The sequence below is a fragment of the Bacillus sp. sid0103 genome, assembly GCF_019219025.1.
In genome coordinates this window covers 43,021-61,522 of the sequence record NZ_JAHUWN010000011.1, presented here as the reverse complement: position 1 = coordinate 61,522, position 18,502 = coordinate 43,021, and the positions used below count along the sequence as shown (strand labels likewise).

Genomic DNA, 18,502 nt, shown 5'->3' with positions numbered 1-18,502 from the left:
GAACCAGGCATTAATCGTTGCCTGGTTCTTTTCTATTCTACATTCATACTCGGTACTTCCAATATCAATTTAGTCCCCTTCCCTGGAGAAGAACTAATGACTAGCTCTCCACCCACCGAGCGTGCTCGCTCATCCATACTAAACAAACCAACACCAACGGTTTGATTCTTTACATCAAACCCCTTTCCTTTATCCTCAATCATTACTCTGATGACATCATCTATTTCTCTAATAGTGACTTTCGCTTGGGCAACTTCCGCATATTTGCGAACATTCGTGAGCGCCTCCTGTATGATCCGGTAAATTGTGAGTTCTATTCTGATATCCAAGCGTCGATTTAACACGCATTCAAAATACACATCAATATTGTAATGATCAGAATAACGGGATAAAAACGACCGAATCGCTGGTACTAATCCCAGGTCATCTAGTACGGAGGGACGCAGCTCCCATGAGATTTCACGGATTTCTTCAATCAATTCGGTTGCTTCGGTTTGCATCTGCAGAAGAAGCGGATGGTCCATTTCGGCTAAGAGACGGTTTATGGTGATCAAATGACTATAAAGGTTTTGACCAATCCCATCGTGTAAATTACGTGACAATCGTTTTCGTTCTTCTTCTTGAACGTTGATGATGGTTGTCATCATTTTTTGCAGCTCCCGTTCGACTCTCTTTCGCTCGGTAATTTCATAACGAATCGCCAAGTATTGGTACGGTTTTCCCTGGTCATTAAAAAAAGGAACAATCGTGGTATCTACCCAATAATAGGTCCCATCTTTTGCCCTATTGCAGATTTCGCCTTTCCATACTTTTCCGGTCCCAATTGTTCTCCACATTTCTTTAAAGAAATCTCTTGAATGGTATCCGGAATTGACAATTCGATGATCTTGCCCCAACAGTTCTTCTCTCGAATATTTCGAGATATGACAAAATTGATCATTCACATATGTAATCATGCCTCGAGAATTGGTGATGGCTACAATTGAAGATTCATCAAGCGCAAACTTTATATCAACTAATTCCTGCATCGATTTTTTTAATTCTAACTCTAGATCTGCGGAATGATTTGCAGGCTGGTCATGTTTCTTGTCCATTAGCTTCTCCCTGCATCTTTCATAATATCTGCCTTTAAAATCTGTTCCAAGGCTTGGGCCGATTCTTTTACTTGTTCCTGGTCAATTTCTGAAAACGTCGATGCCTTCCTATTCCCAATAAGTAAAACCCCTTTAGGAGCACCATAAAAAAATAAAGGGACAGCATAGGTGGATACAAGTTTTTCAGCAAGCATGATTGGATGGTCTGTTACTTTTCCGAATATTCCGTTTGGAAAATCAATTATCATCATCGGGCTGCCGCTTGAAATAATCTTTCCCGCAATACCTTTTCCGAAACGGACGGTAATTCTTTTGTATTTGTCATTTAAATTGCCAGCAGCATAATGCCACCTAACATCGGGGCCTACTTCATTTTGCAAGGCCAGAGCAACAAATTCGCAGCTTGTAACAGTTATCAGCCTGTTACACACCTCAATCACTTCTTGCAATCCCTTAATCTCTTTCATCCCAAGAAATTCTCCTTAAATACCAAACCCCAATAACCCTTTTCTTACGGCATATTCCACCAACTCAGGTCTGGTTTTCATCTGTAGTTTTTCCATCAAGTTCCCTTTATGGGTTTCGACCGTTTTTACACTGATTACCAATTGTTCAGCGATTTCCTTATTGGAATACCCTTTTGCTATAAGTGTAAGAACTTCTTTCTCCCGGTCAGATAAAAGATTGTATGTATCATTGCCATCTTGTTTTAAGCTGCTTAAATATTCTTCCATCAACCTCTTCTGTGCCGAAGGATGCAAATAGGCATCCCCTGCTGCAACCGACTGGATGGCCGACATTAATTCGTCATGTGGAGCACTTTTTAAGATACAGCCAGATGCTCCCCCTTGAATGGCACGAAAAAGATACTCCTCATCATTATGCATCGTTAATATTAAGATATTAACCTCAGGCATTAACTTTTTTAATTCCATTGTAGCCGATAATCCGTCTTTTCCATGTGGCATACTTAAATCCATTACCACCACATTAGGTTTTAACTTTAACGCTTGTTTGATTCCTTCATTGCCTTCCGATGCTTCACCAATTACCTCCATTTCAGGATTTGTGTTTAACAGCATCTTAAGACCCATTCTAACAACAGCATGGTCATCAACCAAAAGGATTTTTATCAATCTTAATTCTCCTTTAATCTCGGTTTATCGGAAGAGATAGTACTATAGATGTTCCTTCCCCTATTTTAGAAGAAATGTTACATTGTCCGCCAGTCAGAAGCATCCGTTCTTTCATGGCGGCAAGTCCTGATAGTGGATTCATGTAATGGTATTCCTCGGGTTGAAATCCTTTGCCAAAATCATAAATAGTAATATTCAATTCTTTCTCAGTCCAATTGAATTTAATGGTTACATTAGAAGTATCTGCATACTTAGCGATATTGGCAAGTGCCTCCTGGCATACACGAAATACAGTAATTCTATTTTTTTCAGATATCCATTTTTCTTCACCAGTTGATTCTAAATCCACGAGGATCCCAAACGTTGATGTATATAACTTAAGATAACTTCTCATCGCCGGTAGTAGACCAAGCGTTGTCAGGGTAGGGGGATGTAATTCAACAGATAATAGCCTAATTTCTTGAATGGTCTTTTCAATCAACTGTGCCATGTCGCGCACATAATGTTTCATTTCTGGCTCTTTTGTACCTGATTCAATAAACTGCAAGCCTGTTAAAATACTATATAGATTTTGTCCGACACCTTCGTGAAGCTCTAAGGCTATCCGTTTGATCTCTTCCTCTTGGGAATTAATAATATAAGAGCTAATCTGCTGTTTTGAGTTTAAACCATCCATCTCGCTCCTCCAATAATTTGTTAATTTATATAAAAAAGGCAGGTTCTTTTTAGAAAACCTGTACCTTTTTTATAGTATATGTTAAGCCGCTTTCTGAATCAAAAGCTGTCCATTGCTCTTCCGACTCTCTTACTTGAGAAGAAATCGGTACGGCAAGAAAATAAAAATCATCAAAGTAAAAGCGGATATGTGTTCCATCAGGACAAAATTGCGTCTTTTTTACTATTTTCTTTACAGTGGGTGCTTGGTCTCCACCCTCTGCATCTCGAATGGCTATCTCGACTGGCACACCAACAAACCGGCTCACATCTTCTAACTTAATGAGTTCCACAGCTGTTACATCCTCTCTTCACTGGATAGATGAACATCTTATACCCTTGCAGATACTCCCAAAACTTCTCCCCGGCGTTTTCCTCGATAAATTGAATGGTTTCGTCTTCAGAACCCCAGTCACTCATTCCCTTTATTTCTGCAATAACCATCTCGGCCCCATCAAGCGTTTTTTCTTCTAGAAACCAATTCAGGCGTTTTTTCGCAAAGGTATTCTTTAATAACTCATCGATTTCAGCTATAAAACCGCTTGCTTCCGGACGGACAAAACAAAAATCTATATAAGTCTCACTAGTCATTGATATTCACACCTTTTTTATAAATAAGGAAGGCGATTGGAAATAAAATTACATTGATGACCGCGGCTATGATCGTATTTGTATAATTTTCATAGAAATATTGATGTACCATATATTGTGTAAAGATAATGTTTAACAATAAAACAGCTAAAAGGAGGGCGACAGGCAGGTAACTACGCTTCATAACGTTTCACCCCCACGGCATAAACCACACCGCTTTCTACTTTTACATAAATTTCAGGAAGCGGACGTCGCGGAGGACCAGCAATTGGCGCACCCGTTTCCACATCGAACTTTCCGTGATGGCAAGGACAAAGCATTTCTCCTTCATCCTTTTTCCAAAACACAGGGCATCTTAAGTGGGTGCACGCATTTTGGTAAGCTACATATTTTTTTTCAGACAATCTAATTAAAATAGCACTATCATGTTCACCTGGAAAGGCAAAGTCAACCGCATCTCCTACAGGCAATGAGTTAACATCGGTAATTTTTTGCTTTGGATATTTTTTGTCTCCCAGTCCTGTTAATTCTTTTGCCGCCAATGCCCCCCAGGGAAGAGAGGAAACAGCAAATACTCCTGCTGCTCCAACTAGTGTTTTCATAAAGCCGCGGCGGTCAAGTTTTCTTTCATTGTTGCGGTTTATATTATGGGTGTAATTATCTTCATTGAACGGGATTTTATTATTTTTGTCTGTCATGAGAATCCCTCCTAAAACAGTTTAGTGACGCCCTGCAGAATACCAGGCAGGTTCACTTTTACATTTGTTTCGCCTTCTAAATAAGGCATACTTGTAACCCATTTACCGTTATCTAGGTTAAATTGCTTTTGTTTTGCTTCAATCTCTTCATCTGTCAGCCATTGTAATGTATTCGAAGGGCAGACACTCGCACACATTGGGGGGATACCATCCTTGGTACGATCGATACAAAGATCACACTTGTACATTAGATTTTGCTCAGTATCAAACTTCGGTATTCCATATGGGCATGCAATCGTACAGTTTTGGCAGCCTATACACTTTTCCACTAGAGCGGAGAGCACAGCACCAGTTTCATGGATTTGGATGGCCTGGGCTGGACAGCTTCTAGCACAAGCAGGATTTACGCAGTGCAGGCACATAAGAGGCATTGTTTGACGGTTTACAAGCGGGTTCACATCGTAAACATAGTTACGGTTACGTTCCTCATGGCCACCACACTGTGTACAAGCCGCCAAACATGAACGGCACCCTATACAGTTTTCAAGTTCAAGATATAGCCTCTTTTTCATTTAATGCACCTTCTTCATTTCTAGTTTTTCAATCTGCGCTGCACACGCTTTGAATTCCGGCATCCTTGACATTGGATCAAGCGCTGCAATAGTTAGTAGATTAATAGATTTATCGTGACCAAAATGGTATGGAACAAAAACGGTATCTTTTCGGATGGCTTCCGTGATTTTCACTTTATATTCAGCCTCACCTCTACGTGTAAAAAGGCGAACAAATTCTTCGTGTTCAATGTTATATTTTGCAGCTGTTTCTGGATGTACTTCTACATAAGGCTCCGGGCACATATCACGTAAAAACTGAATCCGGCGAGTCTGATTCCCAGAAAGATAATGGTAGACGACACGTCCTGTTGTTAAGCGCAAAGGATAATCTTCACACGGCTCTTCTGCTGGCGGACGATATGGTAAAGCACAAATTTTTGCCTTTCCATCTGGATGATAGAATTTTTTATCTAAAAACATATGTGGTGTTCCAGGATCATTTTCGTCTTTACAAGGCCAGAACACACCGTCTTGCTTTTCGATTTTATCCCAAGTGATACCATAGTAATCAGCATAGCCGCCTTTAGAAGCTAAACGGAATTCATCCCCGACATCACTGGCTGTTTTTAGATGAGAGAAGTATTTTCCTCTGCCTAGACGCTCGCATAATTCAACTTGAATTTGCCAATCCGGCTTCGATTCCCCAATCGGTTCTTGAGCCTTGTTAATTTTAATACAGCGTCCTTCAAGGTTCGTGACTGTTCCTTCGTCTTCTGACCAGGTTGTCGTTGGAAGGATAACATCAGCAAACTCTGCTGATTCAGATAAGTAAAAGTCTGCACATACCATAAAGTCCAGATTTTTCATTTGTTCACGTACATAATTTAGGTTCGGAGCTGATACGGCGGGATTGGAGCAAAGCAGGTACAATCCACGGATGGTTTTCTGCTCCATTAATCCGAACATTTCGTAAGCAGATACACCCTCTCTCGGCATCTCTTCCGGTTCAATTCCCCACACTTTAGCTACTGCCTTTACATGCTCAGGATTTGCAATTTTACGATACCCTGGAAGGGCATCTGCTTTTTGACCGTGCTCACGGCCTCCTTGACCGTTACCTTGACCAGTAAATGTTGCAACTCCAGCTTTAGGGCGGCCAATTTTCCCTGTGACAAGTGCCATGTTTGTGTATGCTGAAACGTTATCAACACCTTTATGCTGCTGCTCAATTCCTCTGGCAAACAAGACAATTGCATTTGGTGCTTTACCGTAGATTTCTGCGGCACGGATAATTTTTTCAGGAGCCACTCCAGTCAGTTCACTCGTATACTCTGGAGTAAATTCTTTCACCAATTCTTTTGTTTCTTCAAAACCATTTGTATGATTGTTTACGAATTCTTCATCCGCATAACCCTTTTGAATAAGTAAATTTAGAATTCCGTTTGCTAATGCAAGGTCTGTTCCAGGACGTAAATCCAAATGAACATCCGCTCTTCTTGCAATAGGAGTTTCACGAGGGTCAGCTACAATTAAGTAACCTCCTCTTTCCTGTACAGCCCACACTCGGAACATGGAAGTTGGATGACACTCAGCCGTATTACTTCCCGCAATAAACAAGCAATCTGTTTCGTGAAGATCTGTCCAAGGAAGGGTCGATCCACGGTCAACTCCGAAGGATCTCATAAATCCACCTGCTGCACTTGCCATACAGAAACGGCCGTTATAATCAATGAAGCGTGTTTGTAGCCCAACTCTGGCAAACTTCCCTGTCAAATAACATTTTTCGTTTGTCATGGATACACCACTATAGACACTAAGTGAATCCTTACCATAATTTTTTTGAAGCTCTTGAAATTTTTTCACGATTAAATCATAAGCCTCATCCCATGTTGCTTCTCGGAATCCTTCTTTTGTACCCTTTAATGATGCATCATCACGAATTAATGGTTTTAAAATCCGATCATCATGATTGGTTTGCTGGTAAGCAGTAACCCCTTTAGGGCACATTTTTCCGACGGTTACCGGCCAGTCATAACGTGGTTCCACCCCGATGATTTTATTTGTTTTTGTATTAACACGCAGGTTCATTCCACATTGCATCCCGCAATAGCTGCAGTGAGTTTTTACGAGCGTTTCATTTGGATGACGAAGATTTTCTATTTCTTTAAAAAACTTATCCCTTTGCATTCTGGTTTGCCTCCTTGACCTTAACTTGATGTGTTGCAAAGCCTGAGAATCTTGAGATTCTATATTTTCTGCGACATGGCAGGCATAGTTCAGCAAGATTAAAACCATCCTGCATATTAAATTCCATTTCATTGACTCCTAAAACTTGAATCACATCATTCGATTGCTCCACGGATACAAAATGGTCGCCGCACACTTTACATTTTTTCATTTGCTGTTCACCATAATGTTCACGGTAATTTCTAGCAAACACGCTCATTGGACGGAATGGAATGTGAGCTAACTTTCCAAATGGTAAATAAATTAATGTCACGATTACGGAAAATTGGTGGATCAATGACATTTGCGGCTGCATCCAGCCATGCAGTACTATGTTTTGAAAGGTTAACAGTAAGCCTGTAACAGAAATAAATAATAATAAGTAAAGCGGTAAGAAATCGTACATAAATTTTTGTTCTGCTCTTGCCTGCATATTTTTTAAGCGGCGGTATAAGGCCATACACACACCAGCCGTTACCATGATAGCGGCAATATTAAGGGCATTATAAGATAACCAAGCAATAATGCCTTCTGCTTTAACATGCATTACGTTCATTCCAAATAGCACAATCGTATAGTAGCCATTGTCTTCCATCGTAAAATACATCCAGCTAAACACAAGCGGGAATGTCACCAAGCACGCAAGTACACATCCCCACCCGATAAGAATGTGCTGAACCCAGCGGTAAATCCCACGATTCCGGATGAAATCGTAAATGGCTAAATGATTAACAGCCGTTTTAGGTGTACTTTTTCGAAACAATAGCTTTAAACCTTTTTTGATAAAAATTTTGGTTGGCGGTCTTTCCCCCCAAGCAATAAAGCGATAGAAAAATCCTCCGATAAATATAAGCGTTCCAACCATATATCCATAAAGATTTAAGTCGATATGTGTAAACATTCTAGTGCCGATAAATGTTAAAATCGCCAGTCCGACAACCGTTAGAAACATTGATTTAGCAAAATGGGATGCAAACGCATCATTAACTGATCGCCCTTGTTTTTTAGTCGTTGCAATATTGGCTTCCATGGGAGTTCCTCCTAAATAAAAATAACACTGCCGTTTTTCATACTCTTATTGTAAGAAAAACGGCAGTGTTATAAATATCAGGGAGTTCCCCTATCATAGGGGGGAAAAACCCCTAGAAATATTATTTTAGACAAAGGTTTGTCACATTTCGTTTCGAAGCTTATGATGTTTGTATTTTTTCCGCCAAGAGTACAGCAGTAACAGCAAGTAGATGGAAACTTGAAGTGAGAAAACCAGCGCATCCCAGAAAGCCAGATTTGTTGGGCTTTGTGAAAAACCTGGGAGTAGATGGTTTCCCGCATAGATCACCTCAGGGATATAATAAATGGAATATACAGCTATAGTTACAGCAATCCCAAGCATATAAAAGATGGAATAAATGATAATCGTAGTTCTTTCACTCGCAAAGATCACTTCTCCTCGTAATCTCACTTTAAGAATAGAAAGACGCTTTCTAATGGTCTGAATTGCATTTTCCATCAAATTGTAACAGCCTGATAAATTTTCAAAGACAAAGTATAGATCAGTTTTCATATATATACAGCATTGAAAAATTACCCTCATCACGATATCAAAAACAGCAAGACTCATTAAAGCATTGGCAAGCCTTGGACCGTTAGGGAACATTAACAAATAGATAAGAGAAAAAAAGAGGATGACCATATCAAAGCATAGGCCTGCTAAAAAAAGAATATTTCGATCTTTAGGTGCAAGTTTCCATACCGGTGACATATCGGTTTCAAGGACAACAAAGAACAAACGATGGCTAACCTCTACTTTTGTCGGGAGATTCTGTGCTCGCATTGCTAACACATGTCCAAATTCGTGAATAAGCACAAGAAAAAATGAAAATGCCAGCCATAAAAAAACATTGTACACCATAATATCAAACACAAAAATATCATCACGCTGCGGAATTAAAGAAGGATTCTTGATAAAAAGGATAAGAATGACTACAAATAGTATCATATAAAAAGGATATGTAAACCTATTAAAAAAGAATTTCCCTAGCTTGGGGGAAATCCGTAAAAAACCTAACTCGACCTTTTCTCGGTGCTGTTTTTCAACCTTTATGCCATCAATTTGATCAATCAAATTAAGTTCAAGGAGTTGATTGGCAAAATCGATTAAGTCTACTACTTCTTTAGGATATTTTTCTTTAAGATGCTTTTCGATTTGCCCTAATGGCACTCCATTGTTCATCTTATTGATTGCATCTATACATACCTCAGTCATTTCATAGAATTCACCTGTATCCTTATCTTCAACAATATAATTTTTTTTATCCTTGTGAATGTCGACTGGTTCCAACAATAGACGTGAATCGAGTGTAAGGCTCATTTCAACACCCTATCTTATAAATAGTATTAAAAAAAGATGCTTAGCTTTCGCTAGCATCTTATCCCCCTAATCCGAAAAAGCCGCACCACCAACATGTAGTTTTTACCTTCTTCAGTTTACGGATTTTCATCCTTCCACCTCCTTCAGTAAAGCCTTTTCTTTATTCCATGGATATTTTTTGTGAAAGTCGACCCATGCTGGAAATACTTTAATAAAATTCTCTACCAACGATGGATCAAACTGTGAATCCTTTCCTTCAATAATTCGCTTATAGGCTTCTTCCACTGGCATTGCTGCTCTGTACGATCTGGATGATGTCATTGCATCAAATGCATCGGCAATAGCTGTGACTCTTGCTAGTAAGGGAATTTCTTCGCCAGCTAAACGGTCAGGATAACCCTTTCCATCCCACCTCTCGTGATGCGAACGGATGACAGATAGACTATCCTTGATTCCTTCGACATTCTCGACTGCTTCCGCACCAGCACTTGGATGTGACTTAATTATTTCAAATTCTTCTTTTGTCAATTTCCCAGGCTTCATTAATATAGAATCAGGAATATGGACTTTCCCGATATCATGCAATAAACAAGCATAATAAAATGATTTTTGTTCCTCTTTCGAAAACTTACCGATTTCTCTTGCTAAAATGGATGCATAGCTAGCAACACGTTCGCTATGTCCCCTTGTATACGGGTCTTTTAATTCTAGTGTGGCAATAACCCCTTTTACGATTCCTTCTAATTGCTTATCGTATGCAGTACTAATTGCCTTAAAATATTCCTGAAAGCGGACTAGTAAAAAGAAGGACAAAATGGTTAAGACAGCTAGTAATATTCCTGGCAAAGCAACATATCCTGACTTTAATATTAATCCAATCAAGATGTACTTTAAAATAGTACTCAGACTGATAATCCAAAAATATCTTGTATTTAGGAAAAGGGGTAATGATAATACTAAAAACACTTCTACAATATTCCCACTAGTGTAATCGTCCGGCTTTTTATGATAAAAGGTTAATATATCTACAACAAAAACAGTAAGAAGATAGGTAATGCTAAATACATACTTTACCCAATATCCTTTTTTTATCTTATTTAAAAAGTAAGAAATTGGTATCAGGATTATTAATACAAAATAGGTAATATACCAAAAGTTACTTGGTAAGCCGACCTTTTTATCCCGTATAACTGGAAAAACAAAGTAATAAAAATAATCATATCCTATGAAAATGAGATAGAATAATGAAAGAAACCATTTCATTATCCGTTTTTCTTCATGTGGTATCATAAAATCCTCCAAGTCTACATCACACATGTACCCTTCCCATGTCATCATCTGTTTTTTTGGATTTTGGGATAACAAATAGTAGGTTGATAGTTTTCCCTAAGCAATTTCTACTATTTTTCTATATTCTTCTACATTATATCTCATTAAGAATACCCTTGAAATACTTTATTTTGATGAATTTTGTATAATTATAGAACTATTTATCTATTTGTAGTATCGGTAATGAGACAATTACTCTAGTTCCTTTATCGATACTACTTTCTATTTTCATCTCACCATTATGATCCTTGATGATTTGATTGGTAACCATTAACCCTAAACCGGTTCCATCCTTTTTCGTCGTAAAAAATGGTTCTCCTAGATTGAGGATGTTCTCGTCTGCAATTCCTCCGCCTTCATCTTGAATAGAAACAACCATTTTCTGTTTTTCTAGTACATTAACACGAATTTCTAATCTTCCGCCCTCCGGCATAGCTTCGATTGCATTTTTTATTAAATTTATAAACACTTGCTTTAATTGTTTTTCATCACATTCGAGTGGCGGCAATGGACCTGCCATTATGGTTTCTACAGTAACACCTTGTCTCTCTGCTTGTTGTTGCGAAATGGAAAGCGTATAGGCAATTACTTCTTCAATACTTGCTTTTTCGAATTTGATTACTCTCGGTTTCCCAATATACATCAGATCATTAACGATGGAATTGATTCGGTCAATTTCCTGAATCATAATGGGATAATAATCATTGGTGTTTGGGTATCGTTCTTGCTGTAATTGTGTAAACCCCCGTAAGGAAGATAAGGGATTACGAATTTCATGACCAATAGCTGCAGCCATTTGACCAATCACTGCAAGCTTTTCTTTGTGCCGCAGTTCTTCGTAGACAGTAGTCAGCGTTTTAATATATGAATGAAAACGGATTAATAAAATATAAGCGATCAAAGACAAGATAATGTATATAACAGTTGGAATTAAAACGTTTAGATCTTGCAATATTACCCCTAATAATATTTCTTTCCCAATCATCCCTAGTGAAACTACCCAGAAATAATTTTTATTCACGAAAATAGGACAAAAAAGGATAAATAAAACCTCAACAATATTCCCAGAACCATATGAAGCAGTTGTTCCCAAATATGTCATCAGGCTGTCAATCGTAACAATCACAATGTAGCCAATAATATAGACGTATTTTACTATGTAAGGATTCCCTTTTTTAATAAAATAAATGGCAAATGGCAGCATACAAAAGATTAGAATATATAACCATACTCCCAGACCAACCTCATCTGTATCAAAAATACTTGCTCGCATATTTATTTTAGGCCTTATCCAATAATAGAAAATTTCAAAAGAATAATACAATAAATTAAACAACCATAAAAATAGAATGATTGCCTTCCGTTCTTCAAAAATAAGTTTTGGATTCCTGATGCTATCTTGCATGTAGTTTCTCCTTAATCTGATCAACGTGAATTATTTTATGATAAAATCCTGCTCTTATTTTATCATCTTTCCTTCAAGTAAATGACATCATTTTTGAAACCCTAATGAAATTCGACATTTTTCGATAAAATCCACAAAAAAAGAGCTTACCATATGTAAGCTCAATCAATTCATTCTTTTTCCTGCTAGCTAGCTTTTTTCACTTGGTCGACAGTCCTATTCAAAGTTGAATGTTTTCGTCCATATCCAAAATAGACGAATAGTCCGACCACAAGCCAAATCCCAAAGCTAATCCACGTTGTTTTTGGTAACTGAAGTGCCAAATATCCACAAAATACAAAGGCTAAGATTGGAATATATGGTACAAACGGAACACGGAATCCTGTTTTAGGTGCTTGCTTATTTTTACGAAGATATAAAATTCCCACCGCAACCGTCATAAAGGCAAATAATGTTCCGATATTTGTTAGTTCTGCAAGTTTGTTTAATGGAATCAATCCTGCAAAAATCGATACTAGTAAACAAGTAATCCATGAATTCAACATTGGTGTCTGCTTCTTCTTATCAACTTTGGAAAATACTTTAGGCAATAGCCCATCACGGCTGATCGCATAGAATAATCGAGATTGTCCATAAAGCATTACCAATAATACAGTAGTGATACCTGCAATCGCACCAAGGGAGATAAAGCCTGCCACCCAATCTTGATGAATGTAATTAAGAGCAAATGCAACAGGGTTTTTCACACCTAATTCATGATAAGGAACGATACCTGTTAGAATTCCAGAAACAATAATATATAACACGGTACAAACTAGTAAAGATGCAATAATACCAATTGGCATATTCTTTTGCGGATTTTTTACTTCTTCTGCTGCAGTTGAGACAGCGTCAAAACCTATATAAGCAAAGAATACAGTTGCAGCACCAGCTGTGACACCTGAGAAACCAAATGGCATAAATGGTGTCCAGTTTGCAGGCTTTACATACCAAGCACCTACACCGATAAATAATAAAACAACGGCCAACTTAATAATTACCATAATTGTGTTAAATCGAGCGGATTTCTTAACACCCTGAGTTAATAACAATGTAATGATTAATACGATAAGGATTGCCGGAACATCGATAAATGTACCGTTTGCGGGTTCATAAGCACTTGTTATTGCTTTCGGAAAATGAATACCAAAACCTGCAAGAAGTCCTTGGAAATACCCTGACCATCCACTTGCAACAGCCGACGAAGCTAATCCATATTCTAAAACTAAATCCCAGCCCAATATCCAGGCGATGATCTCTCCAAAGGTAGCGTAACTATACGTATATGCACTTCCCGATACTGGAACAGTGGAAGCAAATTCCGCATAACAAAGGGCAGCAAACACGCACGCTAGTCCTGATAAAATAAAAGATAAAATAAGTGCAGGTCCTGCATGTTCGGCTGCAGCAACCCCTGTTAATACAAATATCCCAGTTCCTATAATAGCCCCAATTCCAAGCATGGATAAATCAAATGCTCCTAAATCTTTCTTTAAGACTACATCTTTTTGTCCAGCTTCTTGTATGAGAGCCTGAATTGACTTTTTTCTAAATAAATTCATTGGATAAACCTCCATTGTTTATGTCGGAATGTTCTGAAAAAATAATCCGCATAAAATTATATATCGAAATAATATAATTAATTTCTCAAAAAAGCAATATATTTTGAAAAATAAAACTATTTGAAGATAATTCCATGGAAAATATAGTAGTATTAGCTTACTCTTTTTTCCTCGCTTATAAGTTACTACTATTTAGATATAATTAATTAATTCCTAAAATATAATAATTTCAGCGTCTTCTACCTTTCTTAACACACAAAAACCCGTGGACTTCGAAGGAATAGCCTTCCGGAGTCCGCGGGTTCAATTTTGTCTAAGCAATCTTTCTTTCAAGTTTAACGCGTGGTGAATTCCACATACTAATCCATTTCTTAATAGCTGTAATCATAATAATCATACCCAGTAATAACATAATGATTGATAGTACTCCATTTAAGACACTATAACCTGCAGATGCCGAATTAAGATACACATTTTTCACCATCCAGTAACCTGCATAGTTTACTGTTACAAAGAGATACGCAAGTGGTATCAAGCATGTCAGCATATAACGTCGTTTATCCGCAATACTTAGAATTACTGTTGCACCGACAATTAGTCCGATCGATGCCATTAGCTGATTGGAAACACCAAACAATGCCCAAACGGAACCAATGTCCCCAGAGAATAACAGGTATCCCCACATAAAACACGCTAATGCACTAGCAAATATAGATCCAGGAAGCCAATCTGTCTTCTTTAACGGCTTATAGAATTCACCGAAAAAGTCTTGGATTAAATAACGAGCCACACGTGTTCCGGAGTCGATGGCTGTTAAGATAAATACCGCTTCAAACATAATTACAAACTGGAAGAAGTATGAAGATAATTTTGCAAACCATGGAATCGATGTGAAAACATAGGTCATACCAACTGCTAATGTCACCGCCCCGCCGGTTCTTCCTTCAAGATCAATGCCGATTTCAGCGGCAAGTTTCGGTAACTCCTGGACCTGCATGCCAAGTGTTTTAAAGACTTCAGGTGTAGAGTTAATCGCAAAGTAGTCTGCCGGCTGAAGAGCTGTTGCGGCGATTAATGCCATGATCCCAACTACACACTCTACAAGCATCGCCCCGAAACCTACAACCTTAATATCTGACCAGCGATCAAGCATTTTCGGTGTCGTACCTGAGCCAACAAAAGCATGGAAACCTGAAATCGCACCACAAGCTATTGTGATCGAGATGAACGGCCACACAGGTCCGCCTAAAACTGGACCTCCGCCTGCTGTGAATTTTGTGAAAGCAGGCATTTCAATCGCAGGATTAATAATGAATACTCCGATGATCAGTGCGATAAATACACCAATCTTCATAAAACTACTTAAGTAATCACGTGGTGCTAATAAAAGCCATACTGGCAACGCTGCTGCAAAGAATGCATAAATCGGTAGAATAACCGCTAATGTTTTTGTATCCAATGTCAGCCAATCACCTAGTACTGTATTTTGAATAGATGGTCCAACAAACACTCCGGCCATTACGAGAATAAATCCAACTGTGGATGTTAATTTCAAGTTACCGGTTTTCTTATAAGCGATCCCTACCAACATCGCAATAGGAATCGTAATACCTACTGAGAAGGTTCCCCATGGATTGTGTTCAAGTGCATGAAGAACGACCATGGAAAGACCAGCCATTGTAATGGTAATAATGAACAACATTGCTAGACCGGTACAAAAACCCGCAACGGGTCCTAGTTCATCTTTCGCCACCTCAGATAAGGACTTACCTTTTTTGCGCATCGAGGCAAATAGGACAACCGCATCATGGACGGCTCCACCAATAACTGCCCCAATTAAAAGCCATAATAGACCAGGCAAGTATCCAAATTGTGCTGCAAGGATTGGACCTACTAGCGGTCCTGCTGCAGCGATTGCTGCAAAGTGGTGGCCAAATGTTACCCATTTATTAGTTGGAACATAGTCTTTTCCATCGTTTAATTCATGTGCAGGTGTCGGCTTTGAATCATCTAATTTTAGAACCTTTGCTGCCATGAATGTTCCGTATAAACGATAAGCAATCATTAAAATACAGATTGAGCCAATTACAACTGAAACCGCATTCATTTTATTTCAACCTCCTACATGCTTCTTTTCGCTTGCCTCTATCATACAAAAAAGAAAACGCCAACATTATGTTTTCAGGCTAAAATGCACAGATTAGAGGATGAAAAACAAGAATAGTAGATTGAAATGCAAAAAACAGCTTCTTAAAAACCAAGAAGCTGCTTTAGATCTTTTGTATAAGTTCTACTTACCGGAATCTTTTCTCCATCCTTCATAATTACGTTGTAGGTTGAATTAAACCAAGGCACGATCTCAACAATAGCATCGATATTAACTAAATACGCACGATGGACACGAATAATCGACGAATACTGCAGTTTCCTCTCAAAGGTGACAAGTGAATCACTAACAGCGTATCTGGCACTCTCTGTTGCAATAACGGTTTTTCCCTCATTGGTACCGATATAGAGAATGTCGCCTATGTTCACGATAATAATTTTTTCATCAATCGTTATCGCGAGCTTTTCTGACCTTTCGTTAATAACATTATGTTTCTGCGTTGAAAAAGGAATCGCTTGTTTTTTATTTTCTATTAGTTTAGAAAGCTTTTCGATAGTCTGTAAGACTCTTTTTTCGTCAAAAGGTTTCAAGATATAATCTACGGCATTTAATTCGAACGCTTTAAGAGCAAATTCATCAAACGCAGTTGCAAACACAATCAATGGAGGGTGATCAAGATTATTAACAAAAGCAGCAATTTCGATTCCACTTTCATCAGCGAGCTGTATATCTAGGAAGATTACATCAGGATCAAGATCGCTTATTTTTTCTAATGCGTTTTCTACGCAATCTGATTCCCCCACGATTTCAATTTGTTTGCTTCGTTTTAGTAGATAAGCCAACTCATCTCTGGCTAACGGTTCATCATCCACAATAAAGGCCTTCAACAACATCCTCACCCCACTTTTTGTTGTGTTAACGGTAGTGTAATCGATACTTTCGTCCCTTTATCCATGCTGCTTTCGATTTGAAAAGAAGCATTATGACCATAAATTTCTTCAATTCGCTTTTTGATATTCCAAAGTGCCGTTCCTGTGCCCCCAGATGAATCCACTGTTTGATTACCAAGTGTTCCAAGCAGTTCTGCTGAGATTCCCTTACCATCATCCTCAGTTAGAAGGACCATGTTCTCCCCTTTCTGAAAAGCACGGACTTTTACAGTTCCAAATTTTGCTTTTGGAAAAGCATAACGAATCGCATTTTCAACCAGCGGTTGCAATGTAAATGGCGGAACTAATACCAGCTCTAACGCTGGTTCTATATCCAATTCAACATGATAGCGGTCAGGGAAACGTGCTTGCTCAATAGTCAGGTAAGCCTCAACATGTTCGAGTTCTTTTTCCAGCGGTATGAGCATTTGCCTTGCACCTTGCAGGTTACTTCGGAAGAAGGTACTAAGTTTGATTAAGAGACTCCTAGCTTTATCGGCGTCTGTTCGAATCAGGCTTGAAATGGTATTAATGGCATTGAATAAGAAATGGGGATGAACTTGTGCTTGCAAAGCCTTAATCTCCGCATCTTTTAATAATCTTCTTTGGATTTCCAGTTCAGCCATTTCTAATTGGACCGAAAATAAGTTGCTCAATCCTTCTGCCAGCTCTTGTTCAACCCGGTCTAGTTTACTAGAATCTGTGAAATACAGCTTTAGAGTCCCTACTGTTTTAGTATGGACCTTTAGTGGCAAGACGATCGCTGACTGTAAAGGGCAACTCGGATCAAAGCATTGAATTTCGTGACCAGTCATTGCAATCGTGATTTCCCCTTGATCGAGAACCGTTTTCGTTAATTCGGTTGCCATGTTGCCTGATGGTATATGATGGTCTGAGCCTTTACCAACATGGGCAAGAACATGGGTCTGATCTGTAATCGAAATCGCATCGGCATTGGTCCAATTAAGAATAATTTCCGCTGCTTTTGTACATGAATCTACATTTAAACCCTGTCGGAAGAAGGGGAGTGTTTGATTGGCAATATATAATGCTTTATGTGTTTGAAGTGCTCTCATTCGCTCTTGCTCTTGTAGAATCTCTTGTATAATTAATACAAAAAGAAGGGTCCCAAGGCCATTTATCGCAATCATCGGAAGGGCAATGATTTCAACTAGATTTACAGCCTCGCTATATGGTCGGGCTTGTAAAAGAATGATCCCCATTTGGGCACATTCCATTAAAATCCCCATGACAACTGCCTTCCAAGGGGAAATTCCCTCTTTAATTTTAAAGCGCTTGCTTAAAAAACCGGTGACAACCCCAGCCATAATCGTGGAAAGGGCACAAGACTCAGCTGTAAAACCTCCTAAGGTTAAACGGTGGATGCCAGCAATTAAACCGACTCCAATTCCAACAATGGGTCCGCCAAGTAAACCACCAATTGTTACTCCCATAATCCTAGTATTAGCAATGGCACTTTCACTGTCCATATTTGTCAGCCAGTCCTGGGAGGTAATCGTCCCATGTCCAATCTCTACACCCGTGTAGTTACTGATGACCCCGAAGGCACCAAAAATAGCAATCATCGCAACTTTAGCTGTATTCCCGTGCTCATTATGAATAACCTGACGGAATGATTTCATCCTCGAGAGAAGAAACGCTACTATGATAAGAATACCGACACGTTCAAGCATGAGAGGCAATAATTCGAGCATGGTATCTCACCTTTCTTCTTTACTTTTCCCTC

The 18,502-nt window shown here is 38.7% G+C and carries 18 protein-coding genes; all 18 read right to left on the bottom strand.

Going from position 1 to position 18,502, the window contains the following annotated elements:
• Positions 1-32: 32 nt before the first annotated feature.
• Entirely contained in the window at positions 33-1,094 is a 1,062-nt protein-coding gene (locus tag KW850_RS13745; protein WP_218348146.1) for a PAS domain-containing sensor histidine kinase, read from the bottom strand.
• Positions 1,094-1,561 (bottom strand): GAF domain-containing protein, encoded by a 468-nt coding sequence (locus tag KW850_RS13740; protein ID WP_218348145.1) that lies wholly within the window; start codon positions 1,559-1,561, stop codon positions 1,094-1,096. The genes KW850_RS13745 and KW850_RS13740 overlap by 1 nt, the downstream gene beginning before the upstream one ends.
• A gap of 15 nt (positions 1,562-1,576) precedes the next feature.
• Positions 1,577-2,230, bottom strand: a complete 654-nt coding sequence (locus KW850_RS13735; protein ID WP_256358247.1) for a response regulator — start codon at positions 2,228-2,230, stop codon at positions 1,577-1,579.
• Positions 2,231-2,243: 13 nt separating this feature from the next.
• Positions 2,244-2,906 carry a sensor histidine kinase gene (locus KW850_RS13730; RefSeq protein ID WP_218348144.1) on the bottom strand — a complete coding sequence of 221 codons (663 nt, stop codon included), beginning with the start codon at positions 2,904-2,906 and terminating at the stop codon, positions 2,244-2,246.
• 49 nt (positions 2,907-2,955) lie between these two features.
• Entirely contained in the window at positions 2,956-3,237 is a 282-nt protein-coding gene (locus KW850_RS13725; RefSeq protein ID WP_218348143.1) for a hypothetical protein, read from the bottom strand.
• Positions 3,224-3,535: a hypothetical protein gene (locus KW850_RS13720; protein WP_218348142.1), complete on the bottom strand. Its 312-nt coding sequence runs from the start codon at positions 3,533-3,535 to the stop codon at positions 3,224-3,226. The genes KW850_RS13725 and KW850_RS13720 overlap by 14 nt, the downstream gene beginning before the upstream one ends.
• Positions 3,528-3,719 carry a hypothetical protein gene (locus tag KW850_RS13715; protein WP_218348141.1) on the bottom strand — a complete coding sequence of 64 codons (192 nt, stop codon included), beginning with the start codon at positions 3,717-3,719 and terminating at the stop codon, positions 3,528-3,530. Before KW850_RS13715 ends, KW850_RS13720 begins: the two co-directional genes overlap by 8 nt.
• Positions 3,709-4,233, bottom strand: a complete 525-nt coding sequence (locus KW850_RS13710; RefSeq protein WP_218348140.1) for a QcrA and Rieske domain-containing protein — start codon at positions 4,231-4,233, stop codon at positions 3,709-3,711. The genes KW850_RS13715 and KW850_RS13710 overlap by 11 nt, the downstream gene beginning before the upstream one ends.
• Positions 4,234-4,244: 11 nt before the next feature.
• The gene (locus KW850_RS13705; RefSeq protein WP_007086371.1) at positions 4,245-4,805 is read right to left on the bottom strand and encodes a 4Fe-4S dicluster domain-containing protein; all 561 of its coding nucleotides are present in this window, start codon (positions 4,803-4,805) and stop codon (positions 4,245-4,247) included.
• Complete coding sequence (locus tag KW850_RS13700; RefSeq protein ID WP_218348139.1) at positions 4,806-6,974, bottom strand: molybdopterin oxidoreductase family protein; 2,169 nt, start codon at positions 6,972-6,974, stop codon at positions 4,806-4,808.
• Positions 6,961-8,043: a hypothetical protein gene (locus tag KW850_RS13695; protein WP_218348138.1), complete on the bottom strand. Its 1,083-nt coding sequence runs from the start codon at positions 8,041-8,043 to the stop codon at positions 6,961-6,963. The genes KW850_RS13700 and KW850_RS13695 overlap by 14 nt, the downstream gene beginning before the upstream one ends.
• A 141-nt stretch (positions 8,044-8,184) precedes the next feature.
• Positions 8,185-9,384 (bottom strand): hypothetical protein, encoded by a 1,200-nt coding sequence (locus tag KW850_RS13690; RefSeq protein ID WP_218348137.1) that lies wholly within the window; start codon positions 9,382-9,384, stop codon positions 8,185-8,187.
• A gap of 126 nt (positions 9,385-9,510) precedes the next feature.
• A complete protein-coding gene (locus tag KW850_RS13685; protein WP_218348136.1) occupies positions 9,511-10,674 on the bottom strand; it encodes an HD-GYP domain-containing protein in 1,164 nt (387 codons plus the stop codon).
• Between the two features lie 196 nt (positions 10,675-10,870).
• Entirely contained in the window at positions 10,871-12,118 is a 1,248-nt protein-coding gene (locus tag KW850_RS13680; RefSeq protein WP_218348135.1) for an ATP-binding protein, read from the bottom strand.
• 185 nt (positions 12,119-12,303) lie between these two features.
• Positions 12,304-13,719, bottom strand: a complete 1,416-nt coding sequence (gene bcaP, locus KW850_RS13675; protein WP_218348134.1) for a branched-chain amino acid transporter BcaP — start codon at positions 13,717-13,719, stop codon at positions 12,304-12,306.
• Between the two features lie 313 nt (positions 13,720-14,032).
• Positions 14,033-15,826, bottom strand: coding sequence for a carbon starvation protein CstA (gene cstA, locus KW850_RS13670; RefSeq protein ID WP_218348133.1), 1,794 nt, complete (start codon positions 15,824-15,826; stop codon positions 14,033-14,035).
• A gap of 143 nt (positions 15,827-15,969) precedes the next feature.
• Positions 15,970-16,716: a LytR/AlgR family response regulator transcription factor gene (locus KW850_RS13665; protein ID WP_218348132.1), complete on the bottom strand. Its 747-nt coding sequence runs from the start codon at positions 16,714-16,716 to the stop codon at positions 15,970-15,972.
• A 5-nt stretch (positions 16,717-16,721) separates the two neighbouring features.
• A complete protein-coding gene (locus tag KW850_RS13660) occupies positions 16,722-18,470 on the bottom strand; it encodes a sensor histidine kinase (protein WP_218348131.1) in 1,749 nt (582 codons plus the stop codon).
• Positions 18,471-18,502 lie beyond the last annotated feature (32 nt).

Bases quoted from the DNA above. Each gene is read 5' to 3' on its own strand.
- KW850_RS13705 (WP_007086371.1), bottom strand. From the start codon at position 4,805: ATGAAAAAGAGGCTATATCTTGAACTTGAAAACTGTATAGGGTGCCGT.
- KW850_RS13690 (WP_218348137.1), bottom strand. From the start codon at position 9,384: ATGAGCCTTACACTCGATTCACGTCTATTGTTGGAACCAGTCGACATT.
- bcaP (WP_218348134.1), bottom strand. From the start codon at position 13,719: ATGAATTTATTTAGAAAAAAGTCAATTCAGGCTCTCATACAAGAAGCT.
- KW850_RS13685 (WP_218348136.1), bottom strand. From the start codon at position 10,674: ATGATACCACATGAAGAAAAACGGATAATGAAATGGTTTCTTTCATTA.
- KW850_RS13715 (WP_218348141.1), bottom strand. From the start codon at position 3,719: ATGAAGCGTAGTTACCTGCCTGTCGCCCTCCTTTTAGCTGTTTTATTG.
- KW850_RS13700 (WP_218348139.1), bottom strand. From the start codon at position 6,974: ATGCAAAGGGATAAGTTTTTTAAAGAAATAGAAAATCTTCGTCATCCA.
- KW850_RS13720 (WP_218348142.1), bottom strand. From the start codon at position 3,535: ATGACTAGTGAGACTTATATAGATTTTTGTTTTGTCCGTCCGGAAGCA.
- KW850_RS13730 (WP_218348144.1), bottom strand. From the start codon at position 2,906: ATGGATGGTTTAAACTCAAAACAGCAGATTAGCTCTTATATTATTAAT.
- KW850_RS13745 (WP_218348146.1), bottom strand. From the start codon at position 1,094: ATGGACAAGAAACATGACCAGCCTGCAAATCATTCCGCAGATCTAGAG.
- cstA (WP_218348133.1), bottom strand. From the start codon at position 15,826: ATGAATGCGGTTTCAGTTGTAATTGGCTCAATCTGTATTTTAATGATT.
- KW850_RS13680 (WP_218348135.1), bottom strand. From the start codon at position 12,118: ATGCAAGATAGCATCAGGAATCCAAAACTTATTTTTGAAGAACGGAAG.
- KW850_RS13710 (WP_218348140.1), bottom strand. From the start codon at position 4,233: ATGACAGACAAAAATAATAAAATCCCGTTCAATGAAGATAATTACACC.
- KW850_RS13660 (WP_218348131.1), bottom strand. From the start codon at position 18,470: ATGCTCGAATTATTGCCTCTCATGCTTGAACGTGTCGGTATTCTTATC.
- KW850_RS13695 (WP_218348138.1), bottom strand. From the start codon at position 8,043: ATGGAAGCCAATATTGCAACGACTAAAAAACAAGGGCGATCAGTTAAT.
- KW850_RS13740 (WP_218348145.1), bottom strand. From the start codon at position 1,561: ATGAAAGAGATTAAGGGATTGCAAGAAGTGATTGAGGTGTGTAACAGG.